Genomic DNA, 25,715 nt, shown 5'->3' on the forward strand with positions numbered 1-25,715 from the left:
CAAGTCGTTTCGTGGTTAACCAACACACTCTCTGGCCAGTAGAGGCAAACACCTCTACTCGACAGCGAATCGAGTTGGTCCGGGTAAGCAATTGCCCGGCCCTTCGCTGATCACCTAGTGACGTTACTAGGTGCTGTCGTACGCGGCCGTTACCCGCGTTCCCATGATGCTTGGCGAGTCAGATTCCACGCGCGCTTAGGCGGTGTGGCGCTCGCTAGATAAACCCCCTTGCTCACTCTGTAACGGAGAGTGGGCGAGGGGGTTTTGTCGTCTCCAGGAAGGTTTCGTAATGCACAACGATGCTGCGTTCCGCGCTGTTGTGTTCGATGCCCTGCGCGCGGTTACGACCGATGATCGCCGCTCAGCCGTTGACCAAATCGACCTGATCAACGCTGTAAATCGGTGGGCAGGCAAAAACGGCGTCGGCCCGGTCCCGCTCAGCCCATTTGTGCGGCTCGTGCGTAGCGCTGGATACCGACACTTTCGAACCGATCGGCGAAGGTATTTCACCGGTCTAGCTATCAAGGAGGATTCATGACCACTGACGACCAGATGCTTTCCGGGATGACCGACCAGACTCTTGCGCGTGTCCTGCGTGACCGCGCGGAAGCCTGGAACTACAGCGCGGAGCTAGAGAAGGCGGCCGAACTTTCGGCTAGCGGTGGGCAGTTGAGCCCGAACACGCGAATGTCCTTGAGTTTCTATGAAAACGGTAAGCGTGCTGCTGCCGCACTCGGCCGCGACGTGTCCGACCCCTTCAATTCCAGGGGTGCCGACCGTATCGCCGCCGCTTACGACAACCTCAAGGGAAACTGATGACCGACGCAAAGATTCAGAAGGCACGTGCGGCCGCTGAGAAGGCACAGCAGGAACTCGCTGCCCTGGAGGCCGAGGAGTCGGCGAGAGCCGCGCAGATCGCCGCTGAGCGCGATGGAAGGGCCCGCGAGTATGCCCTAGGGGTCAAGGCGAATTGGCTTGCTGAGGCCAACGCGAACGAAAAGGCGGAACGGGAGGCGCGTGCGCGGCTTGTTGCACTCCTGTCTGAGGAGCCATGGTTCGCGGCATTCATTGAATTTCAGGCGCACGCTTACAAGACGCGCCACATCGTGGATACCGCGTCACGGGCCAAGCATCACTTGGGCGAGAATGCGGAGATCTCGCACAACATCGCTTACGTAAATTCCATCGTTGAAGTCTTTGATCTCGTGACCGAACAGCGCGCCCGGGAGATTGCGGCCGAGTTCGCCGATGGTCTGGACGCGAAGCGCGAGGCGTACGTGAACGGTGGCGAGGCGTAATGCACGACTCCCTAGACCCCGGGCCGAACGGCGATTACCCCTGGTTCCCTCGGCTCGCCGATGGTTCGCCTGCGTGGAGTGACAGGCTCCCCGCTGGGTATCAGGGTGTCCATGTCCGGCGGGGCGTCGACTACGTGCGCGTTTATGGCGGCGCGCGGAGCGGTGAGCTAGTCGGTTGCGACGTGACTCCTCTCGACGCTGCGGGCCGCCCGATCGACCCGCCGACGATTCCCCCGTCGTGAGGCGAGGCATTCTCGGTTCCTCGTGGCGCCCATTCTGTGAGCGCTGCGGGGAGCCTGCACAACGACTCGCCCATTACCCGATCAGTCGTCGTGCACTAATCGCGCGAGGCAACGACCCGGACGCCGATGGATGGCGAAAGCCTCTCTGTGGCGACTGCCTGACGCGCTGGCTCGCCGAGTGTGCGTGATCGTTTGCGGTCGCTAGATGGGGGCCTGAGCCGGCGATTTCTGGCCCCCTATCTGACCAGTGGGTATGCCCCCTCGTCGGCGTTAGCACCCCCTTTGCAGGTGGGTACCTCGTGTGCTCTCGCGGCTGCCTGGCCCGAGCACAGTGCATGCCTGCGGTATTCGCTGAGCTATGCGCATGGCATAACGCGTGCGCCTACAGCTACAGCTACAGCTACAGCTACAGCTACAGCTACAGCGCATGATGCGTGATGCTGTTCGGAATTCCGCGCGAGGCTTTGCCGTTCGGCCGATCATCTCTCGCTGTCTTGCCGTGAGTTGTCGGCGATCCATCCGCTGCTCATCCGGAGTACGCATACGCATCAAGTGCCGTTGCATTCAAGGGGTGTTGATGTGTGCAAGGGCATGAGTGCTTGCCTGCACAGGTTGAGCGCGGCTCGGGTGAGTGCCTGCACATTCGCGGGACGGATAGGCGCACGTTCCCGCGCGCTGACACCCCCCACCCCCTGGGGAGGGTCCCCCTACCGCCTCCCTAAACAGTCGACAGGGAGGAGAACTTACGCGATGGCAGTTCTAAGCCTTTTCTGTGGCGCCACCTGCGCCTTTCATCCCCTGGAGGGACCCTATGACGCTCGCTAAGCCAATCGACCAGCACAAGCGCGAGGGAACGTATCGCCCCGACCGCCATTCCGACCGGCTAGCCCTTTCGCCGAGTGACCTAACCGAGCCGGATTGGTCCACCGTGATTGGTGACGGCCCGGGTGCCGACAAGGTGAAGGCGGACGCGTCGGATATCTGGTCTCGGATCGTTCCCGCGCTGTCTGCCGCTACTCGAATCACTGACGCACAGCGGGAAGTCGTTGTGTCGTTCTGCACGGCGCAGGCTCGCATGTGGGAGGCCGAGCGATTCATTAGCCGTGACGGCCTGCTCGTCGTCGGCGCAAACAACGTGCTCGTCAAGAATCCGGCTACGACGGTGGTTAACACTTACGCGGGAATCCTGCGTGCCGCGCGAGTTGAGCTAGGTCTTTCTCCGTCCGCTGCCGCGCGAATCACTGTGACTGCGCTGAGCGAGGATGACGGCATGGACGATGTTTGGGACTGACGCGATTGACGACGGATGGCGTGCCGAGGTGGCCGAAATGGTTTCCCGTCACGAGTTGACGTTGCAGAGAATCCACGAACGCAAGGCCGCCGAATACCGCCGCGAGTCCGCGCGAGCGGGAATAGACCGAGTACGTTTCGCTTCCCAAATGGCTGCGGCATGGGATGCGTTTACCGCCGAGGCGCGGAAGGAGCAGCATGTTTAAGAGACTGTCGATTACCGGGGTTGTCCGCTGCCTCGCCCTTGCTGCGGCCATGGTGATTTCCTTCGCTGTGGAGCGTGACCTAGCTCTGTCGCATGGTGTGCCCGAGACCGTTGCTCCGGCCGTTCCCGTGGCCGTTGACCTATTCATGATTTGGGCTGTCCGGACGGGCCGTGACGTCGCCCTCGCTGTGGCCGTTGCCGTGGCCGCGAATGTGGCCGGTGTCCTTACGACGGAATCTCTGTCCGCTGTCGATACGTGGGTGTCCGCCGGTCTGCACGCCGTGTTCCCGCTGACCGTTTGGCGAATGCACCGGAAGCCACCTGCGGTCACTGGAGGCGCCGAGCCGGTCACGCTGGCCGATTCCTCGGGGCGTGGTCCGGACGGGCCGCAGAGAGGCGCTGAGAGCCTGCCCGATAGCTGGCCGGACGCTGACCTATGGCAGGACTTTGCCGACAGCGAGGCGGACGCCGAGGAGGAATTGCCGGTCACTCCGCCGACTGCTGAGGACGTACGCGCGGCCTTGGCCGTTCTCGGTTCGCGGGATGGCCGACCCGTGACCGGCCGCATGATGGCCGACCATTTCGGAGTGTCCGAACGGACCGGCCGCCGATACCTCGCAATGGCCGCTTGACCACCAGGTGACGTCACTAGGTGCCTGCCCCGTACCCGCTGCCTTATCGGTGGCCGGTGCGGGGCTTTCGGTATTTCCGGAGGGCTTTCGAAAGAAAGGCGTGGATTCCGGCCGGCTGAGGGTGTCATGTGCCGTCTGGCCAGTAATCCCAAGGGTTTTCGGCCCCTTCGATTCCAAGGGGTTTCGGGCACTTCCAGACCGCGAGCCGCTAGACCTGACTGTTTCTGACGGGTCATCAGATCATCTTGTCTCGCCCGACGGACCGCCGCCCGCGCCCCCTTGCGCTGATCACGCGTAGGGGTGACGCTCATGCAACAGGATGCAACCGACTCAGTCGAGGAGTGCCCAATGGCCCTAAGGTTCCTGGGGATTTGGCCGAACACCCCGGACGACGGTTCGCCCACGATTTGGGTAGAGGAGGAAACCGGAGACTTGATCATCCAGTCATGGAAGGCCGATGACGCGACTGTCCGGCAGGCGCAGGAAGTTGGGTCGGTGCCCGGCCATTCAACGGACGTCCCGGACCACGAGACCGTGATTCGGCTGCCCGCAAACATGCTCCAGTTCATCCCGCGCCCGGACAGTGAGGTAAACGGTGGCAACAGCGGTACGTGAGTGCCTGGCAAAAGCGCAGCGCTCGGCGATGCACCTCGAAATGCGGGACAGCTACATGCGCGATGATCCGGAATTCATCCGCTGGCAGAAGGGGCACCGGTACGACCCGGCCGACCGTGATTCGTGGTGGCGTTCCTGGCTGGACGTGGTTGCCGAAACGACCGGCCGAGGGGTTGTCATGCGTCGGTTGCGTGTCGTCTCCGAGCCGCTGAGTGACTACGTGCGGTACGAATATGACGGCACGTTCACCAACGTTGCGGCGGGCGAAAATGTGCGTTGGTTGCCCCGCTCGCTGGCTCGTGAATTGCTCCTGCCCACGCTTGACGGGTGGGTCATGGATGAGGAAACAGTGATCCTCCACCACTTCAGCGGAGAGGGGCAGTGGACCGGCCCGCGTATGGAAGTGCTGCACGATCCGGCACTAGCCAAGCAGTACGCCACGGCGTATGAGGCAGCGTGGGAGCGAGCAATTCCCCACGCGGATTACCGGCCCGTCTGATCGGTACGCACCATGGCTGTCTCTCCGTACTCCAGTGCTCAGCAGGCCCGGCAGGCTCTCGCGGATCGTCTCGCGGAACTCTGCCGGGATGCTGGCCTGACCGGTGCCGATATCGCAGATCGCTGCGAATGGAGCCGGTCCAAGTCGTCGCGGATCATGAATGCGCGCACGCCCCCGTCCGCTGACGATATTCGGGCATGGTGCCGCGCGTGCGGGGCCGAGGAACAAACCGAAGATCTGATTGCCTCGCTGCGGACGGCCGAGGGAATGTGGGTCGGTTGGCGGCGCATGGAAAGGGTCGGGCTCAAACAGGCTCAGGAGGCACGCCTACCGCTGTATCAGCGCACCCGCCGGTTCCGGTCGTATTCCTCGTGGCTCGTGCCCGGAATGATCCAGACTCGGCCGTACACGACAGCGGCATTGCAAGCGATCCAGCGACGGCGCGGCCTGGTGGACGACGTGGCCGACGCGGTGGCCGCCCGAATGGAACGGCAACGTGTGTTGTACGAGGGTGATCGGCGATTCGCATTCCTCGTTGAAGAGTCGGTGTTGCGCGCTGGAATCGGTGGCGCTGAGGTTATGGCCGGGCAGCTCGGTCACCTCGTGTCGGTCGCTTCACTTCCGAATGTCAGTTTGGGAGTTGTGCCTATGCGGCCGGATCGTGAGCGCTGGCCCGCCGAGGGTTTTTGGGTCTACGACACGGCACAAGTCAACGTCGAGTTGATCTCTGGATATCTCACGCTCACCCAACCCAGCGAGGTAGCCATGTACGCGGAAGCGTTCGCGGAGTTGGCAGCGCTGGCCGTTTACGGGGCGAACGCGCGTGCGCTGATCACGGATGCCATGGACCGGCTCTCATGATTGCCGTGCAATCTCGTGCAATCGGCTGTGAGTTGAGGTCTCGCCGTTCCTAGCGTGGATGTCATCGGACCACGCGAGGGGACAGCGACCATGGCGGACACGGACGCACGACAGACCGAGTACACGACTTACGCCCCGGCCGGTTCGAGGTGCGCGAATTGCGCGAGGCCGATCAAGAGCCTTGAGCGGGTGCGCCGGATTGCCCATGACCGAACGTCGGCCGGTCCCGCTGTTCAGTACCGGCATGTGGAGTGCCCGGCGTGACTGCCCCGGCAAAGCGCGTCAGAGCCCGTCTGAGTGCCTTACCCGAGCCTGAGCTAATCAGCCTCATGGGCGATCCTGACGGGCCGTACGCGGACTCTCCCGAGGGTTGGTGGACGAACTCCGGCGGTGCGCTGGATACCCGCTCCGGGGTGATCTATTTCCCGCCGGATTCCGAGCCGCCCCCGTGCCCGTTTCAGTGCGCGCGCTGCCAAGCCAAGGGGAGACGGAATTGAAGGACGTTGACCGATGGCTGAGGGAACCGCGCCCCGGCCCGGTTGATCCAAGCTCCTGTGTTGTCTGCGCGTCGCTCCGAGGCGGAATCAGCGCAAGCACGCGCATGGATGATCCGTTGCTCGCGCTGGCCACGCTGTCGGCTATGCGGGTGCACAAGACGCACGGGCATAGCCCCGTCCGCTGATCTCCCGTGCCTCTCGTGACTGCCACCGACCGGCGCGAGGGGTGCGGGTCCTGGCCCCGTTCGTGTGCCTCCCCCGTGGCGCATGGGCGGGGCCTTTCGCGTTCATCTGCGCTGGTCAACTGCCCTGCGGTAACCTGTTGTTCCGTTGGTTCACGCCCACCAGATGGCAAAGAAGATCATCGCGTAGTTGAGGATGCCCTCACCCGCGTGACCCTCCGCCACGGCTCGCACCAGTTGGGCGCCCGCCTGGGCGATGGCCACCACGAAACACAGGTCGAACAGGAGCTCCAGCGGCGACGCGACCCGGTGCGCCTCGTCACGGCCGCGAGCGGTCATTCTGCGCAGCGGCCGGCGCCTTGTGGGCCGTGGTGTCGCCGGGGACTCCGGTGTGGAACGGGACGTCATACGGCCAAGCACAGCAGAAAAGTCCCGGAAATTCTTGTGAATGCGTTCACAAGGCGTCTTGGGGGCGGAGGTCCGACGGGATGCCAGGTCAGGGGTGTCATGGGGCTCCGAACCCGCCAGGCCGGAGGACCCTTGGGACTGCTCGCGACGATCCGGTGCCGGGTCCCCGACCGGGGCCCAGTGCCGCCCAACCGCTCCTGCTGGTCGCACGTCCGGCGCGGCGCCGAAGCGCCCGGCCGAGCCGGGGTGGGCCGCCACCCTCGCGGCGTACCCTTGGGGCATGAGTCCCGCCCCCGCCCCCGAACCGCGCGATCCGAAGCCGGCGCTGGTCTTCGACGATCCGTTGAGCCAGCAGTCCTCGGACGATACGGACCGTGGGTGGGGTGAGCGGGCCGACAGCACCGGTGACAGTGCCGCCGACCTGAAGCGCTTCCTCGACGAGAAGCCGCCCCACCACATCTGAGCCCGGGCCCTGGCCTTGTGGCCCCCGGATTCCCGGCCCCCGGTCTTCCGGAGCCGGCGTCCCCCGGGTTTCCGGGCGCCGGCCCACAGCTTCGCCGTCAGTACTCGCGGCGTCCCGGACCGCGCTGGGCGACCAGCGCGTCGCGGATCTCCTTCAGCACCTCCAGCTCGGACACCTCGATGACCTCGCGCGTGCCTTCCTTCGCCTTCTGGCGAGCGGCCTGCCGGGCCAGGAGCTTGGCCATCGGCAGAACCATCAGGAAGTAGACGACCGCGGCAGTGATCACGAAGCTGAGCGTGGCGCCCAGCACCGAGCCCCACATGATGCGGATGCCCGTGGCGGTCGCCCCGCTGCCTTGGCACGGGCTCTCCAGGCAGGAGCTGTAGTTGTCGAGGTTCTTCGTGCCGACAGCGCCGACCAGCGGGCTGATGATGCCCTTCACCACGGAGTTGACGATGTTGGTGAAGGCCGCGCCGATGACCACGGCGACGGCCAGGTCGATGACGTTGCCACGCATCAGAAAGGCCTTGAAGCCCTCCCACACGCTGGGCTGCTTGTTTTCGCTCACTGGGAGGCCCCTCCGCACAGGTTGTGGAACAAACAGCTCCGCAACCTACGGCAGGGCGTGCCGGGCCTGTCCAACTGGGTAGCTCGAACGAGGGACTTGACACGATTTCGTCACTCATCGCAGCGTCACCGCCAGCCGTGATGTGGTGCCGGCGCCGGCCAGCCGTGCGGCCGTCGTGCGCGGGACGGAGAGGACGACCAGCGCTCCGGTGTCGGTGGTCCCGACGTCCGGAACCCCGGTGACCCGCGCCCCGGTCGCGACCACCCGCGCCTCGCCGCCGCTGTCCGCGGCGACCACGTCGACCCGGTCGCCGGGGCGCAACAGGCTGACCGTGGCTCCGTCCGCGATCCGGACCGGCGCCCTCACCGTCTCGACCGCGGCCGGCCCGCGTACGGGCGCGGAAGCCTTGGTGGAGGCGGACGCGGCAGGGGGCGTGGATGCCGGATGTCCGCGCGCCCGCTCGGCGTCACCCGGGCCGGCCGCCACGAGGGCGGCCGCCGTCATCGCCAGGCCGGCGGCGACCGCCCGCCTCCTGTGCCGCGCGAGGAGTCGCAGCCGATACTGTCCGCCCCGAATACGCACGGGCGCGAACTGCGGCACCTCGCAGGTCGGAGGCGCGTCCGCGCCGGGCGGGCGGATGAGTTGAGAGAGCTGTGCCATGGTGACCACCACCTGCGACGAGGGACCGGCTTGCGATCCCACGATGAGGTCTCGCGGCGAAGTCCGCTGGAGCCCGTGGATCACCGAGGGATTGTGGACAACTCCCTCACCCGAATGGGAGGTTCCGCCCGCGTTCCGGCCCGAGGAGCCCGAGGATCGCCACCGTCGCGACGGTGGGGCCCAGGGCGTCGGCGAGGGTCACCGCGAGGGTGAGGATCACCATCACCGAGTCGCCGAGATGGTGAGGACCACCGAGGCGGCGGGGACCACGGCGACCGCCCTGCGGTGCCGCCTGCCGCCTGCCGCCGCCGCTACGGCAGCTCGAAGCCGGGATCCATCCCGCCCAGGGCCGTCGTGCACAGGCAGTCCCGCGCTCCGCCGGCCGGCAGTCCGGCGACCGCGTCGAAGAGCACGCCCCGCAACCGGTCCACATTCGCAGCGAACACCTTCAGCACCTCGTCGTGCGAGACGCCCTCGCCGCTCTCGGCCCCCGCGTCGAGGTCGGTGACCAGCGTCAACGACGTGTAGCAGAGCTCCAGTTCACGGGCGAGCGCGGCCTCGGGGTGCCCGGTCATGCCGACCACCGACCAGCCCTGCGCCTGGTGCCAGAGCGATTCGGCCCGGGTGGAGAACCGCGGACCCTCTATGACCACGAGCGTGCCGCCGTCCACCGGTTCCCAGTCCCGCCCGCGCGCCGCCTGCAGGGCGACCTCGCGTCCGACGGGGCAGTACGGGTCGGCCAGCGACACGTGCACCACGTTCGGCACCGAGCCGTCCGGCAGCGGCAGCCCGTCGAAGTAGGACTGCGGCCGTGACTTCGTACGGTCCACGAACTGGTCCGGAACGAGCAGGGTTCCGGGCCCGTACTCCGGACGCAGTCCGCCCACGGCGCACGGGCCGAGGATCTGGCGGGCACCGACGGAACGCAGCGCCCACAGGTTGGCCCGGTAGTTGATGCGGTGCGGCGGCAGATGGTGCCCGCGGCCGTGGCGGGGGAGGAAGGCGACCCGCCGACCGGCGATCTCGCCGACGAACAAGGAGTCGCTGGGTGGTCCGTAAGGGGTGTCCACCTGCAGCTCGGTCACGTCGTCGAGGAAGGAGTAGAAGCCCGAGCCGCCGATGACACCGATCTCGGCCAAGGCCGTCGACTGCTCCCCGGCCGGGTTCTGTGGGTTCTCCGTGTTCGCCATGAACGGCACCCTAGCCGGGACCGGGGGGACGCCAAAGACCCCGTCGTCGTACGACGACGGGGTCCTGTGGAAACGAGCCTGTGGGGCCTCGCGGAGACGGCTGGGCCGGGACGGCAGCCCCGGCGGACCGAGGAGGCCTTAAGCGGCGGAGCTGCTGGACGAGCCAGTGCCCGACGACTTCGCGTCCGAGGACGACGACGTGGACGTCGACGACGAGGACTTCGAGTCCGACGCGGACGTGGACGTCGACGGCTTCGACGCCGGCGAGCTGCTCGACGAGGAGCCGCGGCTGTCATTGCGGTAGAAGCCGGAGCCCTTGAAGACAATGCCGACGGCCGAGAAAACCTTCTTCAGGCGGCCGCTGCAGTTGGGGCATTCGGTCAGGGCGTCATCGGTGAACTTCTGCACCGCCTCGAGGCCCTCGCCGCACTCGGTGCACTGGTACTGGTAGGTCGGCACTTGTCTTCCTCCTGGCACTCTCACTCAGTGAGTGCTAACGACGGTCCATACTGACGTATTCCGCGAGATCAGTCCACTGTCACCGGCACGCGGTGACCGACGCCACGTGCGACAGCACGGCTCGTGGCCTGTGTGGCGAGGCGTGAACGCAGTGCCACCAGGGTCGCCAGAGCCAGTGCCGTACCGGCCATCGGCACCAGGAATCCGGCGCCGCCCCAGAGCCTGTCCTCCAGCTGTCCGGCGACGGTGACGGCCGCCGCCTGGCCGAGCGCGACGGCGCCGGTGAGCCACGTGAAGGCCTCCGTGCGGGCGCCCTGCGGAACGAGGCTCTCGACCAGGGTGTAGCCGGTGATCAGGGTCGGGGCGATGCACATGCCGACCACAAGGCCGAGGCCGGCGAGCACGATCACCGAGTTCGCCGCCCACAGTCCGGAGGCGGCCAGCGCGAGCGCGGCGTACCCGAGGACGAGCCGTCGCTGCGGGGCCACCCTCCAGGCGATGGCGCCGCAGACGATGCCGGAGACCATGTTGCCCGCCGCGAAGACGCCGTACAGGACACCGTTCAAGCCGGGCTCGCCGATCGACTGGCTGTACGCGGCCAGCGAGACCTGCATGCCGCCGAAGACGGAGCCGATGCCGAGGAAGGTCATGATCAGAACGCGTACGCCGGGGATCCGCAGAGCGGAACCGTGCTCCGCGCGCGCGTGCCCGTCGACGGCGACCGAGGGCTGTGTGCTCCTCTGCGCGGCGAACAGCAGACCGCCGATCAGAGTCAGCGAGGCCTCGGTCAGCAGGCCCGCGGAGGGGTCGACGGCCGTGCACAGCGCTGTGGCGAGCAGCGGGCCGAAGACGAAGGTCAGCTCGTCCGTGACGGACTCGAAGGCCGCCGCGGTCGACATCAGGGGCGAGCCCTGAAGCTTCACGCCCCAGCGGGCCCGCACCATGGGGCCGACCTGCGGCACCGAGGCGCCGGTCGGTACGGCGGCCGCGAAAAGCGCCCACAAGGGAGCGTCCGCCAGCGCGAGCGCGGTCAGGGAGAAGCCGGACACGGCGTGCACGAGGACGCCGGGCAGCAGGACGGCCCGCTGTCCGTGCCGGTCGGCCAGACGCCCGGTGAAGGGCGCGAAGAGCGCCATGGCGACACCGGTGACGGCGGCGACCGCGCCGGCCGCCCCGTACGAGCCGGTGGTGTGCTGCACGAGCAGCACGATGGAGATCGTCAGCATGGCGAACGGCTGGCGAGCGGCGAAGCCGGGAAGCAGGAACGTCCACGCGCCGCGGGTGCGCAGCAGCTGTCCGTATCCAGGACGGGAGGTGACCGTGGATGCCACGGCCCGTGCCTTTCTGCCGCCTGGTAGCGCGCCCGTGCGGGGGCGCCGAGAGCTGTCCTCTTGCGCGGATCTGCGGTAGATACCGGCGCCCCCTGCGGGAGGACGTCACGGCCGCCATACGGTCGCGCCAGCTCTGCGTCAGGCAGAGTTGGTTCGATCAAGGTGTGCCTTCATCGTACAGGGGGCGGGTGTCGCCGGGCCTGTGAAAATGAGCACCACGGGTTCGTGCGCCTGTGAATGTCTCTCGCTTCTTAAAACCCTGGTCGGTGTCTCGTAAGAAGCGCGTCCGGTGTCCCGCAGGAGTCCGTCCGGTGCCGTGTCAAAGGCCTGTCCGGTGCCTCGTCCGGTGTTCCGTCCCGCCGTCGCCGATGCCCAGCCAGTCGGCGAGCTTGCCGCCCTGGCCCACCGCGCGCAGCCGCCTCTCGGCCGCGTCCCGGACCGGGTCGGTCGCCACCACCAGCAGTTCGTCGCCGAGCCGCAGCACCGTCGTGGGCATCGGTACGAAGGACTTCGCGTCGCGGACGACGAGGGTGACCGCCGCGCCCGGGGGCAGCCGCAGCTCGCCCACCTCGACGCCGTGCATACGCGACCCCTTGGGGATCGCGACGGACAGCAGATGGCCGCGCAGTCGCTCCAGGGGCGCCGATTCGATGCCCAGGTCGGCTGCCCCGGGGGACTCCCCGAGGCGGAGTTTGCGGGCCAGCCAGGGCAGGGTCGGGCCCTGGATGAGGGTGTAGACGACGACCAGGACGAAGACGATGTTGAAGATCCGCTTGCTCTCGGCGATGCCGCTCACCATCGGGATCGTCGCCAGGATGATGGGTACCGCGCCGCGCAGCCCCGCCCAGGACAGCAGTGTCTGCTCCTGCCACGGGATGCGGAACGGCAGCAGGCTGACGACGACGCTCAGCGGCCGCGCCACCATGGTCAGGACCAGGCCTATGACGAGCGCGGGCCAGATGTCGTCGCCCATCTCGTGCGGGGTGACCAGCAGGCCGAGCAGCACGAACATGCCGATCTGGGCGATCCAGCCGAGCCCCTCGGCGAAGCCGCGGGTGGCGGGCGAGTGGGGCAGTTTCGCGTTGCCGAGAAGCATGGAGGCGAGGTAGACGGCGAGGAAGCCGCTGCCGTGGGCGAGCGCGCCGGCCGCGTACGCGACGACCGCGATCGCCATCACCGCGATCGGGTAGAGGCCGGACGCCGGCAGCGCCACGTGCCGCAGGCCGTACGCGCCCAGCCAGCCGACCGCGAGACCGATGGCGGCGCCGATGGCCAGCTCCAGCGCTATCTCGCCGAGCAGCGCGTACCAGTGCTCCACCGGTCCCGCGGTGGAGAACGCGACGACGAGGATGACCACCGGGGCGTCGTTGAAGCCCGACTCGGCCTCCAGGATGCCCGTCACGCGCGCGGGGAGGGGGATTTTCCGCAGGACCGAGAAGACCGCCGCGGCGTCCGTCGAGGAGACGACCGCCCCGATGATGAGCGCCTGCCGCCACTCCAGGCCGATCAGATAGTGCGCGGCCGTCGCCGTGACGCCGACGCTCACCGCGACGCCCACCACCGCCAGCGAGGAGGCCGCCGGCAGGGCCGGTCTGATCTCCTTCCACTTCGTGCCGAGACCGCCTTCGGCCAGGATCACGACCAGGGCCGCGTACCCGATGACCTGGGTCAGCTCGGCGTTGCTGAAGTGGACGTCGCCGACTCCGTCCTGGCCGATCGCGACGCCGATCCCCAGGTACACGAGCAGCGTGGGAAGCCCGCTGCGTGAGGAGATCCGGACCGCCGCGACCGCGAAGAGCAGGACGAGCGAGCACACGAGCAGGAGCTGGTTGAGGTGGTGGACAGTCAGGGGCTGTTCCTTTCTCGCCGATCCGGTCCCGCCGCGGACGGCCTCCGGATCTGAGCACCGGAAGCCGGCCACTTCAGTGCAAGTACTTCGTTACCTTACCTAACTCTTGACGCTTTCTTGACGTTCCCGGAGGCAAGATCGAACGGTCGTGCTTCCCGGTTTCCTACTCCGCGTCAAGGCGCGGTTGGCCCTGCGCCTATGGTTGCCCCAGCACTCCAGGACCGCCTGCCGCTCGCGTTAGGACAGCAAGGACAGCGATGCCCCCCAACACCACCGCCTCTTCCGGCCAACAGCCCGGCAAGTCCGGCAGGAAGAAGGGGCGCAAAGCCCGACTGTTCTTGATTGTCCTGGTTCTCGCCATCATCGGAGGCATCGCCTTCGGCGCGTACTGGAGCATCAGCACTGTGCGTGCCTCCTTCCCGCAGACCAAGGGCTCCATCCAGCTCGACGGCCTGTCGGGGCCCGTGACCGTGCAGCGCGACGGCAACGGGATCCCGCAGATCTACGCCTCGTCCGACGAGGACCTGTTCATGGCCCAGGGCTTCGTCCAGGCGCAGGACCGGTTCTACGAGATGGACGTGCGCCGCCACATGACCTCGGGCCGACTGTCCGAGATGTTCGGCGAGGGCCAGGTCAAGAACGACGAGTTCCTGCGCACGCTGGGCTGGGACCGGGTCGCGAAGAAGGAGTACGACACCAAGCTGTCGGCCTCCACGAAGAAGTACCTCCAGTCGTACGCCAAGGGAGTCAACGCCTACCTGAAGGGCAAGGACGGCAAGGACATCTCCCTGGAGTACGCGGCCCTCGGCTTCACCAACGACTACAAGCCGACGGAGTGGACCCCGGTCGACTCGGTGGCCTGGCTCAAGGCGATGGCCTGGGACCTGCGCGGCAACATGCAGGAAGAGATCGACCGCTCCCTGATGACGAGCCGGCTCGGCCCGAAGCAGATCGCGGACCTGTACCCGGACTACCCGTACAGCCGGAACAAGACGATCGTCCGTACGGGCTCGTACGACAGTGCCACCGGGACGTACAGCCAGACCGACACCACCTCGACGTCCACGGCGGGCACCGGGCTCACCGGCAACACCGCGGCGCCCACCGGGTTCCAGAGCCAGCTCTCGGGGCTCTACAAGGTCCTCGACGGCCTGCCCACCGCCGTCGGCGTGAACGGCAACGGCATCGGCTCCAACTCCTGGGTCGTCGCGGGAAGCCACACCATCACCGGCAAGCCCCTGCTGGCCAACGACCCGCACCTGTCGGCCTCGCTGCCCTCGGTCTGGTACCAGATGGGCCTGCACTGCACCGCCGTCTCCGCCACCTGCCAGTACGACGTCACCGGCTACACCTTCGCGGGCATGCCCGGCGTGGTCATCGGCCACAACGCGCACATGGCCTGGGGCATGACCAACTCCGGGGTCGACGTCACCGACCTCTACCTGGAGAAGATCACCGGCGAGGGCTACGCGTACGACGGCAAGGTGCTGCCCTTCACGACCCGCAAGGAAACGATCAAGGTCGCGGGCGGCGACGCCAAGACGATCGTCGTCCGGCAGACCGACGACGGGATGCCGCTGCTCTCCGACCGGGACGACGAACTGGTCCAGGTCGGCAAGAAGGCCACGGTCGAAGCCGGGGCGCCCGACCGCGGCGACGGCTACGCGATAGCGCTGCGCTGGACCGCGCTGGATCCGGGCAACACCATGGACGCCGTCTTCGAGATGGACAAGGCGTCGAACTGGACCGACTTCCGCAAGGCGGCCGCGTCCTTCGAGGTACCGTCCCAGAACCTGGTCTACGCCGACGGCGCCGGCGCCGGCGGCAACATCGGCTACCAGTTGCCCGGCAAGATCCCCACGCGCGCCAAGGGCGACGACGGCTCACTGCCCTCGCCCGGCTGGGACTCCAAGTACCGCTGGACCGGCTACATCAAGCAGTCCGCCCTGCCGTACGAGTACAACCCCAAGCGCGGCTACATCGTGACCGCCAACCAGGCGGTCGTCGAGCCGGACAAGTACCCCTACACGCTCACCACGGACTGGGGCTACGGCACCCGCAGCCAGCGGATCACCGACCTGATCGAGTCGAAGACCAGGGGCGGCGCCAAGATCTCGACCGATGACATGCGCCAGATGCAGCTCGACAACAGCAGCGAGATCGCCAAGCTGATCGTGCCCAAGCTGCTCAAGATCGACGTGGCCGACAAGAACGTCCGTGACGCGCAGAAGCTCCTGGAGGGCTGGGACTACACCCAGGACTCCGACTCCGCTGCCGCCGCCTACTTCAACGCCACCTGGCGCAACATCCTGAAGCTCGCCTTCGGCAACAAGCTGCCCAAGGAACTGCGGGTCAAGGGCCAGTGCCTGTGGGTCGACCGGATCGACACCACCGGTCCCGCGGACGCGAACCAGACGGTGCGCGAGTGCGGCGAGCGCGAGGCGGACCAGGCGCAGCCGGACGGCGGCGACCGCTGGTTCGAGGTCGTCCGCAAGATCATCGACGACGAGAACAACGACTGGTGGAAGTCGCCCAGGACGCGCACCGACAAGGCGACCGAAACCCGGGACGACCTGTTCGGCCGGGCCATGAAGGACGCCCGCTGGGAGCTGACCGCCAAGCTCGGCAAGGACATGGACACCTGGAGCTGGGGCCGGCTGCACCGCCTGTTCCTGAAGAACCAGACCCTCGGTACCGAAGGCCCCAGCTTCCTGCAGTACATGCTCAACCGGGGCCCCTGGAAACTCAGCGGCGGCGAGGCGACGGTCAACGCGACCGGCTGGAACGCGGCGGGTGGCTACGGAGTGGTCTGGGTCCCCTCGATGCGGATGGTCGTCAACCTCCAAGACCTCGACAAGTCCAAGTGGATAAACCTCTCGGGCGCCTCGGGGCACGCCTACAGCGCCCACTACACCGACCAGACGGAGAAGTGGGCCAAGGGCGAACTCCTGCCGTGGGCCTTCACCAAGAACGCCGTCGACAAGAAGACGACCGACACCCTGGTCCTGAAACCGTGACGCTCCGACGGGCGTCGAGATCCTGACGCCCTGAAGCGGTGCCTGACGAAAGTGGCCCTCCACGCGTGCGTGGAGGGCCACTTCGCGTCCGCCGTCCGCCGTTCTTCGGCCTGTCGCCGGTCAGCGGAAGCGGCGCACACCGGAGGGGGTCACCACGGCGTGGACGGGCCGGTCGTGCGCCTCCTCCGGGATGCGCTCGACGACCTCGGTGTCGTACAGGAGCACCACCAGTGCGGGATCGGCGCCCGAGCGCTCCAGGCGGGCCAGTACACGGTCGTACGAGCCTCCGCCGCGCCCCAGCCGCATTCCGCGCGCGTCGACGGCGAGACCGGGCAGCAGAACGGCGTCCGCGTCCTGGACGGCCGCCGGCCCCAGCCGCTCGCCCAGGGGCTCCAAGAGGGCCATCTTCCCGCCGTGTCGGACTGGTTCGAGGGACTCCGCTCCGGTGTACGCCCCCCAGTCCAGATCGTTGTCCGCCAGCAGGACCGGCAGGAGGACGCGCACCCCCCGCGCGCGGAGCGCGTCCAGGAGCGCGAGGGTGCCCGGCTCGCTCCCCACGGAGACGTAGGCCGCCACCGTGCCGGCGTGCGCCAGTTCGGGCAGGTCCAGGGCGCGGGCGGCGAGGGAGGCGGCGGTTTCCCGCACGTCATCGGCCGTCAACCCATTTCTCACCAACAGGAATCCTCGCCGCAACATTCGCTTGTCAGGCTCTGGTTCACGTCGGACGTCGCTCACAGGTGACTCCACAGTTCTCTCAATCCGCTCATATGACAGCGAATTGACCGGGGACACAGATTCTGCACAAAGTCACCGGTTATGGTTGCGGACATGACTGAGTCACGCCCCAGGATCAGTAAGGCTGTCATCCCCGCGGCAGGCCTCGGCACCCGGTTCCTGCCGGCGACCAAGGCCACTCCCAAGGAGATGCTGCCGGTCGTCGACAAGCCGGCGATCCAGTACGTGGTCGAAGAGGCCGCGTCGGCGGGTCTCGACGACGTCCTGATGATCACGGGCCGCAACAAGCGGCCCCTGGAGGACCACTTCGACCGCAACTACGAGCTGGAGTCCGCCCTTCAGAAGAAGGGCGACGCCGACCGGCTCGCCAAGGTCCAGGAGTCCAGCGACCTCGCGACCATGCACTACGTGCGCCAGGGCGACCCCAAGGGCCTGGGCCACGCCGTCCTGTGCGCCGCCCCGCACGTCGGCCACGAGCCCTTCGCCGTCCTCCTCGGCGACGACCTGATCGACCCCCGCGACCCCCTGCTCGCCCGCATGGTCGAGGTCCAGGAACAGCACGGCGGCAGCGTCATCGCGCTCATGGAGGTCGCGCCCGAGCAGATCCACCTCTACGGATGCGCCGCCGTCGAGACCACCGGCAAGGGCGACCTGGTCAGGGTGACCGGACTGGTCGAGAAGCCGGACCCGGCCGACGCGCCCAGCAACTACGCCGTCATCGGCCGCTACGTCCTGGACCCGCACATCTTCGACATACTCCGCAAGACCGAGCCGGGCCGCGGCGGCGAGATCCAGCTCACCGACGCCCTCCAGCAGCTCGCCCAGGACGAGAAGGTCGGCGGCCCCGTGCACGGCGTCGTCTTCAAGGGCCGCCGCTATGACACCGGCGACCGCGGCGACTACCTGCGTGCCATTGTCAGACTCGCATGCGAACGTGAAGACCTGGGCCCGGACTTCCGGACCTGGCTCCGCAGTTACGTAGCCGAGGAGATGTAGGGACTTTGAGCAGCGCCGCGACCCGCACCACCGGCCAGGATCACCTCTGGTCGGTGGACGACCACCTGGAGGACATCCTCACGACCGTCCGCCCCCTCGAACCCATCGAGCTGCAACTCCTCGACGCCCAGGGCTGCGTCCTGGTCGAGGACGTCATGGTGCCGGTCTCCCTGCCGCCGTTCGACAACAGCTCGATGGACGGGTACGCGGTCCGGGTCGCGGATGTGGCGGGCGCGAGCGAGGAATACCCGGCGGTCCTGACGGTCGTCGGCGATGTCGCGGCCGGCCAGGCCGAGCAGCCCTACGTGGGCCCCGGCCAGGCCGCCCGCATCATGACCGGCGCCCCGCTGCCGCCCGGCGCCGAAGCCGTCGTCCCCGTCGAGTGGACGGACGGAGGCCTCGGCGAGGGCCCGGTCTCCAGGATGCGCGCGCACAGCGCGTCCCCCGAGGGTTCCTACGGACAGGTGCACGTCCACCGCCAGGCCGAGCCACGCGCGCACGTACGCGCGAAAGGCAGCGATGTGAAGGCGGGCGACCGCGCCCTCGAAGCGGGCACCGTCCTCGGCCCGCCGCAGATCGGGCTGCTCGCCGCGATCGGCCGCGGCACCGTGCGGGTGCACCCCCGCCCCCGCGTGGTCGTCCTGTCCACCGGCAGCGAACTCGTCCAGCCCGACGAGGAGTTGAGCACCGGCCAGATCTACGACTCCAACAGCTTCGCCCTGTGCGCGGCCGCCCGCGACGCGGGAGCCATCGCCTACCGGGTCGGCGCGGTCGCGGACGACGCCGAGACGCTGCGCTCGACCATCGAGGACCAGCTCGTCCGCGCGGACCTGCTGGTCACGACCGGCGGAGTGAGCGTCGGCGCCTACGACGTCGTCAAGGAGGCGCTGTCGTCGGTCGGCGACGAGGACGAGGCGGGCAGCGGCATCGACTTCCGCACCCTCGCCATGCAGCCCGGCAAGCCCCAGGGCTTCGGCTCCATCGGCCCCGACCACACACCGCTGCTCGCGCTCCCGGGCAACCCCGTGTCGTCGTACGTCTCCTTCGAACTCTTCGTGCGCCCCGCGATCCGCACCCTGATGGGACTGAAGGACGTCCACCGGCCCACGACCAGGGCGACCCTTTCCGCGGACAAGGCGCTGACCTCGCCGAAGGGCCGTCGGCAGTTCCTGCGCGGGACGTACGCGGACGGCGCCGTGACGCCCGTCGGCGGCGCCGGATCCCACCTGGTCGCGGCCCTCGCGCACGCCGACGCGCTGATCGTCGTCCCCGAGGGCGACACCTCGGTCGAGCCCGGCGCCGAGGTCGAGGTCGTGCTGCTCGGCTGAGCGGCCGGACGGGGGAAGAGGGCCACCGCCGGGCGCCCGGATCACGCAAGGGGCGCACAGCTCCTTACGGAGGCGGAACGGTGGACTGGCGGGCGGTAACGTGTCGCGCACACCAGGCCCACGCGCCGTACCGCGACGGGCCCAGACCGGGAGCGCCCACGCACATGACTGTTCCGTCCCGGGGGGAGACCTCCGGACCCCCTGTGCAGGACCGACTGACGCACATCGACGAGGTCGGCGCCGCCCGCATGGTCGACGTGTCCGGGAAGGACGTGACCGCCCGCACGGCGCGCGCGAGCGGCCGTGTCCTGGTCTCGCCACGTGTCGTGGAGCTGCTGCGCGGCGAGGGAGTCCCCAAGGGCGACGCCCTCGCCACCGCCCGCATCGCGGGGATCATGGGAGCCAAGCGCACGCCGGATTTGATCCCGCTGTGCCACCCGTTGTCGGTGTCCGGTGTCAAGATTGACCTGTCGGTCGCGGACGACGCCGTCGAGATCCTCGCCACCGTGAAGACGACCGACCGCACGGGCGTCGAGATGGAAGCCCTCACCGCGGTCAGCGTGGCGGCCCTCACCGTGATCGACATGGTCAAGGCTGTCGACAAGGGGGCGGTCATCACGGACGTACGGGTGGAAGAGAAGACAGGCGGGAAGTCGGGCCACTGGAGCCGGGCATGAGCGGCGGCACCGTCATCGGCGGGGCCCTCCCGGCGCTCTACAGGGCTCTGGTCGTCACGGCCTCCAACCGGGCCGCCGCCGGCGTCTACGAGGACAAGGGTGGGCCCCTGATCGCCGCGGGCCTCGCGGAGTTCGGCTTCGCGGTCGACGGGCCGCGGGTCGTCCCCGACGGGGACCCCGTGGAGGCGGCGCTGCGCGCCGGAGTCGAGGCGGGCTACGACGTCATCCTGACCACCGGCGGTACGGGAATCTCGCCCACCGACCGCACCCCCGAAGCGACCCTGCGGGTGCTCGACCGCGAGATCCCGGGCATTCCGGAGGCCATCAGAGCGTTCGGAAGGGACAAGGTGCCGACGGCGGCGCTCTCCCGGGGGCTCGCCGGAGTCGCCGCGGGGACCCTGATCGTCAACCTGCCGGGCTCCACCGGCGGGGTGAAGGACGGACTGGCCGTTCTGGAACCCCTCCTGATCCACGCCGTCGACCAGATCCGCGGCGGCGACCACCAGAGACCCAGCGGCAGTGGGGGTGTGAGCTGAACAGCCCATCCTGGCCGGTCGAGCTGGTGGACGGCGATGTCGTCCTCCGGCCGATAAGGCTGCGCGACCAGCGGGCCTGGCGTGAGGTGAACCGGCGCAACCGTGACTGGCTGCGTCCCTGGGAGGCGACCATCCCGCCGCCCACCCCGAGCGGTCCCATCGCGCACCGGCCGACGTACCGGCAGATGGTCCGCCACCTGCGCGCCGAGGCCAACGCGGGCCGGATGCTGCCCTTCGTGATCGAGTACCAGGGGCGGCTGGTCGGTCAGTTGACCGTGGCCGGAATCACCTGGGGCTCGATGTGCTCCGGGCACGTCGGCTACTGGGTGGACCAGTCGGTGGCGGGGCGCGGAGTGATGCCGACGGCCGTGGCGCTGGTGAGCGACCACTGCTTCCGTACCGTCGGACTGCACCGCATCGAAGTCTGTATTCGCCCCGAGAACGGGCCCAGCCGCAGGGTCGTGGAAAAACTCGGATTCCGCGAGGAAGGGCTGCGCCCGCGCTATCTCCACATCGACGGCGCCTGGCGGGACCATCTCGTCTTCGCGCTCACCGCGGAGGAAGTGCCCGAGGGTCTGCTCGCGCGCTGGCGCCGGACGCGTTCGGCGCCGAACCGGTCCGGTCGGATGGGATCGGAGCAGGCAGGCTCGCAGAACTCGAGCAAGCCCGGCAACGCCGGAAAATGAAATAGGTGTTCGAAAATGATCGGCGGACGATCGTCTCGGGGCATTAAATTCGCGCTCACGGAGGCCCGTTGATCGCATCGGTCACAAAAAAAGCTCGAAATATCAGCCGGATCGTGCGACACACCGGCTCAATTGGCAGATGGCCTCACACAAACCCCTCTACCGTGTGAGGCGTGAGCAGCAGCGGCCTCATCTACGCAGTCATCGTCGGGGCCTGGGCCGCCTACTTGGTGCCGATGTGGCTCCGTAGGCAGGACGAGCTGAACGAAGCCCGTCCGACGGAACGCTTCAGCACCGCCATCCGGCTGCTGTCCGGACGGGCGGGCATGGAGCGTCGATACGCCAAGGACCTGCGCGCGCGCTCCGCCGAGGAGGAGGAGCCCAGCGCCGACCCGGACGACGTCACCGACTCGGTGGACGTCCGGGCCTTCGCCGTGCCTCCGGCCCGGCCCCAGGCGGCGGCCCAGCACCGTCCGCGTGTGGAGGAACGGGTTCAGGCGCCGGAGCCGGTCCAGACGGAGCCGAAGCCGGGCGGGCGCGCGGCCGGCAGGGAGAGCGGCACGTACGAGACCTCGGGCGCCGCCCGGTCCGTACCGCACCAGTCGGGCACATCCGCGTCCGCGCCGAGACCCTCGGTCAAGTCCGCGCCCCAGCAGGCCGCTCCGTCCGCGGCGGACCGCACGCCGGGCGCACGCCGGGCAGTCTCGGCGGAGGCTGCGGCGCGGGCCCGGCGTACGAAGGTCCTCGCGCGCCGTCGGCGTACGACGGTCATGCTGTTCCTCGCTTTCACGCTCGGCGCGATCGTGGCAGCAGTCGGCGGGCTCGCCTTCCTGTGGGCGCCCGGCGTGCCGGCCGTGATGCTGAGCTCGTACATCGTGCACCTGCGCGCCCAGGAGCGACGGCGCTTCACCTACACCATGGACCGCCGCCGGGCGGAGGCCGCGGCGCAGCGGCTCAGGGAGCGACAGCCTCGCCGGCGGACGTCCGCCGAACCCGGGGCGGCCGAACCGGCGGAGGGCCCCGGGTCCGACACCGATCCCGGCCTCTCGGCACTCGCCGCCGACCGTCGCGCCCTTGTCGAGCAGACCGACCACGCCGAGTGGGTCGACCAGCAGCGCGAGCGTCAGTGCGGTCCCGCCCAGGGGGACAGCTGGGACCCGGTGCCGGTTCCCCTGCCGACCTATGTGACCGCACCGGTCGCGCCCCGGGCGACGTCCAGCGTCGATCTGGGGGCGCCGGACGCGTGGAGTTCGGCGCGGTCCAGCGCGGTCGAGCCGAGCGCGCCCGAGGCGGAGCAGGTCGGTGAGGAACTCTCCGACGGTTCGGACGACGCCGACGCCGCGGACGGCACGCGCAGTGACGCCCGGCGCGCGGCGTCCGCGCGGCGCGCCCGCGAACGCGGGCGTACGCCGTTGTTCGACCAGTACGAGGACGGGGAACGGCCGCGTGCGGCCAACGAGTGACGGGTGCGTCGCCGGGTGCTCTCGAGGGCCCGGCTGACCAGCCCGGAACGGATTTCCAAGCACCTCGATCGGGATGCTAGAGTTTCACTCGTTGCAAGGGCCTGTGGCGCAGTCTGGTAGCGCACCTCGTTCGCATCGAGGGGGTCTGGGGTTCAAATCCCCACAGGTCCACCGCAGCCAAGAGGCCCGTTCCCAGCAGTGGGAGCGGGCCTCTTGCCGTGCCCTGGAGCCGACGGTGACACTCCCGTCGGTGGTCCCGGGGCCGGCGGTTCCCCTCGGTCAGTGTCCGAGGGTGAGGGCCCAGCGAATACCGGACGGGGCCGTCACGGTCACCGTCGCGTGGTCGTGGCTGTGCCCGTGCTCAAGATCCATTCGGTTGAGGATGCCGCTGACCTTTCCGGCGGCGCACGTGACCGGGAAGCTCAATCCGGTCGGTTCCGCCGACACGTTCATCGTTCCCCGGCCCTCGCAGTTCACGGCGATCCACAGGGATCCGGGCCCGACTCCGGCGGGCACGTCGATCTCCGCGTTGCCGTGGGCGTTCGCGACCTTCGAGACGACCCTGCTGCCGGGTATGTCCGGAGCCTTGGTGACGGACTCGCCGGGCAGGTACTGGATGCGGTCGGAGACCGGCGATTCCCGCGGGGCGGAAGCCGGCGAGGAAGCCGGAGCCGGCGACAGTTCGGGGTCGGGCTGAGCGGAGCCGCCACGGCCGCCGGTGCAGCCGGCCAGGGCGAGCGCGACGGCCAGTCCTCCCGCCGCCGCGCTCGCTCTCAGCCGTACGTTCCGTAAGGGTCGGGTCGTGGACATCGGGTCGGCCTCCAGGCGCGCTCGGTCTCCGGGGCGCCGCCGGATGAACACCGCCCCGATGACTAGAGGGCTTTGGCGTAGCAGAGGCTCAGTTCGTGGAAGCGGTAGTAGCCGAATTTGACGCACGGCTCGTAGCCGCTCGACGCGTAGAGGGCGACCGCCTCGGGCTGCTTGGCGCCGGTCTCCAGGACCAGGCGGACGCGGCCGGCCGCGCGGGCGTCGTCCTCCAGGGCGGCCAGGATGCGCCGGGCGAGGCCGAGTCCGCGGGCCTCGGGGATCACGTACATGCGCTTGAGCTCGGCGTCTCCGTCCGAGTAGCCCTCGGCGTTCTCGTTCTGGGCGCGCCAGCCGCCCGTGGCCACCGGGCGGTCCCGCTCGTCGTACGCGATCAGATAGAGGCCGAGCGGCGGGGCGAACATCCGCGCGTCCAGATGCGTGGCATCGCCGTCGTCGCCGTATCGCACGGCGTATTCGGCCTGAACCTGATCGTTGAGCTTGATGGCGTCGGGGTGGTCGAAGGGGACCGGGCGGAAATTCATGCGTAGTACCGTACATCTATGCGATAGCGGGCGAGTGGGCGGCCGCGTCGCTCTCGTTGATCGAGTTCTGGCAGACCGTACCGATTAAGTATCGTGCCCCAGTGCTGACTGTGACCTCTGTGAATGTGAACGGGCTCCGGGCCGCCGCGAAGAAGGGTTTCGTGGAGTGGCTCGCGGAGACCTCCGCGGACGTGTTGTGCCTCCAGGAGGTGCGGGCCGAGCCGGGCCAGCTCCCCGCGGAGGCGGGCGCGCCGGAGGGGTGGCATGTCGTGCACGCCCCCGCCGCCGCCAAGGGCCGCGCGGGTGTGTCCCTTTACACACGCCGTGAGCCCGACCGCGTCCGGATCGGCTTCGGGTCCGAGGAGTTCGACTCCTCCGGGCGGTACGTCGAGGCGGACCTGCCCGGTGTCACCGTCGCGAGCCTCTATCTGCCCTCGGGCGAGGTCGGGACCGAGCGGCAGGACGAGAAGGTCCGGTTCATGGACGAGTTCCTCACCTACCTCAAGGAGCTGAGGGAGCGGGCCGCCGCCGACGGGCGCGAGGTCGTCGTCTGCGGCGACTGGAACATCGCCCACCAGGAGGCCGACCTCAAGAACTGGCGCGCCAACCGGAAGAACTCCGGCTTCCTGCCCGAGGAGCGGGAGTGGCTGGGGCACGTCCTCGACGCGGGCGACGGCGGTTACGTCGACGTCGTACGCGCCCTGCATCCGGACGCCGAGGGCCCGTACTCGTGGTGGTCGTACCGGGGACGGGCCTTCGACAACGATTCAGGTTGGAGGATCGACCTCCAGATCACCACTCCCGGGCTCGCGGGCAAGGCGGTCAAGGGATTCGTGGAGCGCGCGGCGACGCACGACGAGCGCTGGTCCGACCACGCGCCGGTCACGGTGGTCTACGACCTCTGAGCAGCCCGTCGTCCACCACCTCCGGGTGATCCGGTCGCCGTGACGGGATCCCTATGTCCGGGGGTCCCGCAGCCGCCGGTCCAGGGCCATCGACAGTTCTGCCTCCACCACGCTCTTCGCCAGGGGGCGCAGGCGTTGGAGGTCGTCGGGGGTGCGGTTCTCGGTGAGGACCAGGGTGGTGAAGAGTTCGGCGAGTGCCTCGGTGTGGTCGCGTACGCGGCGGGCCGCCGTCAGGACGTCCGCGAGCGGTATGCCCTCGCGGACCAGGGCGGCCGAGACGTCGAGCAGGCGGCGGCTGATGTGCACGATCTCGCCGCCGTCCGTGCCGAGATAGCCGAGGTCGAGCGCCGCGGCGAGGTTCTCCGGGGTCGCCTGGCCGGCGAACACGTCGGCCAGTTCCTCGGGGGAGAGCCGGACCGGGGTCTCCTCGGTGGGCTCGCCGAGGCCGAGCAGTTCGCCCACGTCACGGCCGTGGTCGAAGGCCTCGGCGAGTTCCGCGATGCCGTTCAGGGTGTGGCCGCGTTCCAGCAGCGCCGAGATGGTGCGCAGGCGGGCCAGGTGGGTGTCGTCGTACCAGGCGATGCGGCCCTCCCGCCGGGGCGGCGGTATGAGTTTGCGCTCCCGGTAGAAGCGCAGGGTGCGCACGGTGATGCCGGCCTCCTCGGCCAGCTCCTCCATCCGGTACTCGCGCTTCTCCGCCACGTCGGCACCCTACGTCGTACCCCCGGTAACTTTCCCGGTCGCGACCCCTACCCATGAGTACGAAGCTGTTCT

At 68.6% G+C, this 25,715-nt stretch carries 26 protein-coding genes, 1 tRNA gene and 1 pseudogene; 17 read left to right on the forward strand and 11 right to left on the reverse strand.

All coding sequences use genetic code 11. From position 1 onward, the window contains the following. The first annotated feature begins 534 nt into the window (after nt 1-534). From ACFYR3_RS17075 to ACFYR3_RS17105, 7 genes are all read left to right on the forward strand, one after another. A complete protein-coding gene (locus ACFYR3_RS17075; RefSeq protein WP_389283629.1) occupies nt 535-816 on the forward strand; it encodes a hypothetical protein in 282 nt (93 codons plus the stop codon). Continuing rightward, on the forward strand, nt 816-1,298 hold the full coding sequence (locus ACFYR3_RS17080; protein WP_389283631.1) for a hypothetical protein: 483 nt from the start codon (nt 816-818) through the stop codon (nt 1,296-1,298). The genes ACFYR3_RS17075 and ACFYR3_RS17080 overlap by 1 nt, the downstream gene beginning before the upstream one ends. A gap of 1,053 nt (nt 1,299-2,351) precedes the next feature. Then, nucleotides 2,352-2,831 carry a phage terminase small subunit P27 family gene (locus ACFYR3_RS17085; protein WP_389283633.1) on the forward strand — a complete coding sequence of 160 codons (480 nt, stop codon included), beginning with the start codon at nt 2,352-2,354 and terminating at the stop codon, nt 2,829-2,831. 197 nt (nt 2,832-3,028) lie between these two features. Continuing rightward, nucleotides 3,029-3,667 (forward strand): transfer protein spdA, encoded by a 639-nt coding sequence (locus tag ACFYR3_RS17090; protein WP_389283635.1) that lies wholly within the window; start codon nt 3,029-3,031, stop codon nt 3,665-3,667. A 348-nt stretch (nt 3,668-4,015) separates the two neighbouring features. Continuing rightward, nucleotides 4,016-4,282 carry a hypothetical protein gene (locus tag ACFYR3_RS17095; RefSeq protein WP_389283637.1) on the forward strand — a complete coding sequence of 89 codons (267 nt, stop codon included), beginning with the start codon at nt 4,016-4,018 and terminating at the stop codon, nt 4,280-4,282. Continuing rightward, nucleotides 4,263-4,781, forward strand: coding sequence for a DUF6879 family protein (locus ACFYR3_RS17100; protein WP_389283639.1), 519 nt, complete (start codon nt 4,263-4,265; stop codon nt 4,779-4,781). The genes ACFYR3_RS17095 and ACFYR3_RS17100 overlap by 20 nt, the downstream gene beginning before the upstream one ends. 12 nt (nt 4,782-4,793) lie before the next feature. After that, nucleotides 4,794-5,642: a helix-turn-helix domain-containing protein gene (locus ACFYR3_RS17105; RefSeq protein ID WP_389283641.1), complete on the forward strand. Its 849-nt coding sequence runs from the start codon at nt 4,794-4,796 to the stop codon at nt 5,640-5,642. A gap of 835 nt (nt 5,643-6,477) precedes the next feature. Here ACFYR3_RS17105 and ACFYR3_RS17110 read toward each other — a convergent pair. Beyond that, nucleotides 6,478-6,729, reverse strand: a pseudogene (locus ACFYR3_RS17110) (low temperature requirement protein A); the annotation flags it as partial. 280 nt (nt 6,730-7,009) lie between these two features. Here ACFYR3_RS17110 and ACFYR3_RS17115 point away from each other — a divergent pair. Next, nucleotides 7,010-7,192 carry a hypothetical protein gene (locus tag ACFYR3_RS17115; RefSeq protein WP_261709245.1) on the forward strand — a complete coding sequence of 61 codons (183 nt, stop codon included), beginning with the start codon at nt 7,010-7,012 and terminating at the stop codon, nt 7,190-7,192. A gap of 97 nt (nt 7,193-7,289) precedes the next feature. Here ACFYR3_RS17115 and mscL read toward each other — a convergent pair whose 3' ends face one another. The 6 genes from mscL to ACFYR3_RS17145 form a co-directional block, all read right to left on the reverse strand. Next, nucleotides 7,290-7,760, reverse strand: a complete 471-nt coding sequence (mscL, locus tag ACFYR3_RS17120; protein WP_355856555.1) for a large conductance mechanosensitive channel protein MscL — start codon at nt 7,758-7,760, stop codon at nt 7,290-7,292. A 114-nt stretch (nt 7,761-7,874) separates the two neighbouring features. Further along, complete coding sequence (locus ACFYR3_RS17125) at nt 7,875-8,420, reverse strand: hypothetical protein (protein ID WP_389283644.1); 546 nt, start codon at nt 8,418-8,420, stop codon at nt 7,875-7,877. Nucleotides 8,421-8,731: 311 nt separating this feature from the next. Next, complete coding sequence (locus ACFYR3_RS17130) at nt 8,732-9,610, reverse strand: S-methyl-5'-thioadenosine phosphorylase (protein WP_355856549.1); 879 nt, start codon at nt 9,608-9,610, stop codon at nt 8,732-8,734. A gap of 138 nt (nt 9,611-9,748) precedes the next feature. Beyond that, complete coding sequence (locus ACFYR3_RS17135) at nt 9,749-10,069, reverse strand: FmdB family zinc ribbon protein (RefSeq protein ID WP_355856546.1); 321 nt, start codon at nt 10,067-10,069, stop codon at nt 9,749-9,751. Nucleotides 10,070-10,137: 68 nt separating this feature from the next. Then, nucleotides 10,138-11,400 (reverse strand): MFS transporter, encoded by a 1,263-nt coding sequence (locus ACFYR3_RS17140; RefSeq protein WP_355856543.1) that lies wholly within the window; start codon nt 11,398-11,400, stop codon nt 10,138-10,140. A 319-nt stretch (nt 11,401-11,719) separates the two neighbouring features. After that, entirely contained in the window at nt 11,720-13,321 is a 1,602-nt protein-coding gene (locus tag ACFYR3_RS17145; RefSeq protein ID WP_389283647.1) for a potassium/proton antiporter, read from the reverse strand. Nucleotides 13,322-13,506: 185 nt separating this feature from the next. Here ACFYR3_RS17145 and ACFYR3_RS17150 point away from each other — a divergent pair, with 185 nt between their 5' ends. Beyond that, entirely contained in the window at nt 13,507-16,266 is a 2,760-nt protein-coding gene (locus ACFYR3_RS17150) for a penicillin acylase family protein (protein WP_355856537.1), read from the forward strand. A gap of 120 nt (nt 16,267-16,386) precedes the next feature. Here ACFYR3_RS17150 and ACFYR3_RS17155 read toward each other — a convergent pair whose 3' ends face one another. After that, nucleotides 16,387-16,962, reverse strand: a complete 576-nt coding sequence (locus tag ACFYR3_RS17155; protein WP_389283649.1) for a 5-formyltetrahydrofolate cyclo-ligase — start codon at nt 16,960-16,962, stop codon at nt 16,387-16,389. Between the two features lie 132 nt (nt 16,963-17,094). On the opposite strand from ACFYR3_RS17155, the gene galU reads away from it, so the two are divergent. The 7 genes from galU to ACFYR3_RS17190 all read left to right on the forward strand — a co-directional run bounded on the left by galU (nt 17,095) and on the right by ACFYR3_RS17190 (nt 22,858). Further along, the gene (gene galU, locus ACFYR3_RS17160) at nt 17,095-17,997 is read left to right on the forward strand and encodes a UTP--glucose-1-phosphate uridylyltransferase GalU (RefSeq protein ID WP_389283651.1); all 903 of its coding nucleotides are present in this window, start codon (nt 17,095-17,097) and stop codon (nt 17,995-17,997) included. Nucleotides 17,998-18,002: 5 nt separating this feature from the next. Continuing rightward, nucleotides 18,003-19,325, forward strand: a complete 1,323-nt coding sequence (gene glp / locus ACFYR3_RS17165; protein WP_389283653.1) for a gephyrin-like molybdotransferase Glp — start codon at nt 18,003-18,005, stop codon at nt 19,323-19,325. Nucleotides 19,326-19,489: 164 nt separating this feature from the next. Next, complete coding sequence (gene moaC / locus ACFYR3_RS17170; RefSeq protein WP_355857614.1) at nt 19,490-20,002, forward strand: cyclic pyranopterin monophosphate synthase MoaC; 513 nt, start codon at nt 19,490-19,492, stop codon at nt 20,000-20,002. Continuing rightward, a complete protein-coding gene (locus tag ACFYR3_RS17175) occupies nt 19,999-20,538 on the forward strand; it encodes a MogA/MoaB family molybdenum cofactor biosynthesis protein (RefSeq protein ID WP_355857612.1) in 540 nt (179 codons plus the stop codon). The genes moaC and ACFYR3_RS17175 overlap by 4 nt, the downstream gene beginning before the upstream one ends. Before the next feature lie 23 nt (nt 20,539-20,561). After that, entirely contained in the window at nt 20,562-21,224 is a 663-nt protein-coding gene (locus ACFYR3_RS17180) for a GNAT family N-acetyltransferase (RefSeq protein WP_389283805.1), read from the forward strand. Between the two features lie 173 nt (nt 21,225-21,397). Then, on the forward strand, nt 21,398-22,687 hold the full coding sequence (glpR, locus tag ACFYR3_RS17185; RefSeq protein WP_355857609.1) for a gephyrin-like molybdotransferase receptor GlpR: 1,290 nt from the start codon (nt 21,398-21,400) through the stop codon (nt 22,685-22,687). A gap of 97 nt (nt 22,688-22,784) precedes the next feature. After that, nucleotides 22,785-22,858: transfer RNA gene (locus tag ACFYR3_RS17190), tRNA-Ala, on the forward strand. 108 nt (nt 22,859-22,966) lie between these two features. Here the strand turns inward: ACFYR3_RS17190 and ACFYR3_RS17195 are convergent. Continuing rightward, on the reverse strand, nt 22,967-23,497 hold the full coding sequence (locus ACFYR3_RS17195) for a hypothetical protein (RefSeq protein ID WP_355857606.1): 531 nt from the start codon (nt 23,495-23,497) through the stop codon (nt 22,967-22,969). A gap of 62 nt (nt 23,498-23,559) precedes the next feature. Then, nucleotides 23,560-24,036 carry a GNAT family N-acetyltransferase gene (locus tag ACFYR3_RS17200; RefSeq protein ID WP_355857603.1) on the reverse strand — a complete coding sequence of 159 codons (477 nt, stop codon included), beginning with the start codon at nt 24,034-24,036 and terminating at the stop codon, nt 23,560-23,562. A 101-nt stretch (nt 24,037-24,137) separates the two neighbouring features. Here ACFYR3_RS17200 and ACFYR3_RS17205 point away from each other — a divergent pair, with 101 nt between their 5' ends. Continuing rightward, nucleotides 24,138-24,941 (forward strand): exodeoxyribonuclease III, encoded by an 804-nt coding sequence (locus tag ACFYR3_RS17205; protein ID WP_355857600.1) that lies wholly within the window; start codon nt 24,138-24,140, stop codon nt 24,939-24,941. A gap of 51 nt (nt 24,942-24,992) precedes the next feature. Here ACFYR3_RS17205 and ACFYR3_RS17210 read toward each other — a convergent pair whose 3' ends face one another. After that, on the reverse strand, nt 24,993-25,619 hold the full coding sequence (locus ACFYR3_RS17210; protein WP_355857621.1) for a MerR family transcriptional regulator: 627 nt from the start codon (nt 25,617-25,619) through the stop codon (nt 24,993-24,995). Nucleotides 25,620-25,715: the final 96 nt, after the last annotated feature.

The organism is Streptomyces sp. NPDC005784 (assembly GCF_042871525.1).
Classification (GTDB): Bacteria; Actinomycetota; Actinomycetes; order Streptomycetales; family Streptomycetaceae; genus Streptomyces.

What these genes read in the sequence shown, in the direction of transcription:
- ACFYR3_RS17075 (WP_389283629.1), top strand. Translation starts at nt 535, where the DNA reads ATGACCACTGACGACCAGATGCTTTCCGGGATGACCGACCAGACTCTT.
- ACFYR3_RS17080 (WP_389283631.1), top strand. Translation starts at nt 816, where the DNA reads ATGACCGACGCAAAGATTCAGAAGGCACGTGCGGCCGCTGAGAAGGCA.
- ACFYR3_RS17085 (WP_389283633.1), top strand. Translation starts at nt 2,352, where the DNA reads ATGACGCTCGCTAAGCCAATCGACCAGCACAAGCGCGAGGGAACGTAT.
- ACFYR3_RS17090 (WP_389283635.1), top strand. Translation starts at nt 3,029, where the DNA reads ATGTTTAAGAGACTGTCGATTACCGGGGTTGTCCGCTGCCTCGCCCTT.
- ACFYR3_RS17095 (WP_389283637.1), top strand. Translation starts at nt 4,016, where the DNA reads ATGGCCCTAAGGTTCCTGGGGATTTGGCCGAACACCCCGGACGACGGT.
- ACFYR3_RS17105 (WP_389283641.1), top strand. Translation starts at nt 4,794, where the DNA reads ATGGCTGTCTCTCCGTACTCCAGTGCTCAGCAGGCCCGGCAGGCTCTC.
- ACFYR3_RS17115 (WP_261709245.1), top strand. Translation starts at nt 7,010, where the DNA reads ATGAGTCCCGCCCCCGCCCCCGAACCGCGCGATCCGAAGCCGGCGCTG.
- ACFYR3_RS17125 (WP_389283644.1), bottom strand. Translation starts at nt 8,420, where the DNA reads ATGGCACAGCTCTCTCAACTCATCCGCCCGCCCGGCGCGGACGCGCCT.
- ACFYR3_RS17130 (WP_355856549.1), bottom strand. Translation starts at nt 9,610, where the DNA reads ATGGCGAACACGGAGAACCCACAGAACCCGGCCGGGGAGCAGTCGACG.
- ACFYR3_RS17150 (WP_355856537.1), top strand. Translation starts at nt 13,507, where the DNA reads ATGCCCCCCAACACCACCGCCTCTTCCGGCCAACAGCCCGGCAAGTCC.
- ACFYR3_RS17155 (WP_389283649.1), bottom strand. Translation starts at nt 16,962, where the DNA reads ATGTTGCGGCGAGGATTCCTGTTGGTGAGAAATGGGTTGACGGCCGAT.
- galU (WP_389283651.1), top strand. Translation starts at nt 17,095, where the DNA reads ATGACTGAGTCACGCCCCAGGATCAGTAAGGCTGTCATCCCCGCGGCA.
- moaC (WP_355857614.1), top strand. Translation starts at nt 19,490, where the DNA reads ATGACTGTTCCGTCCCGGGGGGAGACCTCCGGACCCCCTGTGCAGGAC.
- ACFYR3_RS17175 (WP_355857612.1), top strand. Translation starts at nt 19,999, where the DNA reads ATGAGCGGCGGCACCGTCATCGGCGGGGCCCTCCCGGCGCTCTACAGG.
- ACFYR3_RS17195 (WP_355857606.1), bottom strand. Translation starts at nt 23,497, where the DNA reads ATGTCCACGACCCGACCCTTACGGAACGTACGGCTGAGAGCGAGCGCG.
- ACFYR3_RS17200 (WP_355857603.1), bottom strand. Translation starts at nt 24,036, where the DNA reads ATGAATTTCCGCCCGGTCCCCTTCGACCACCCCGACGCCATCAAGCTC.
- ACFYR3_RS17210 (WP_355857621.1), bottom strand. Translation starts at nt 25,619, where the DNA reads ATGGAGGAGCTGGCCGAGGAGGCCGGCATCACCGTGCGCACCCTGCGC.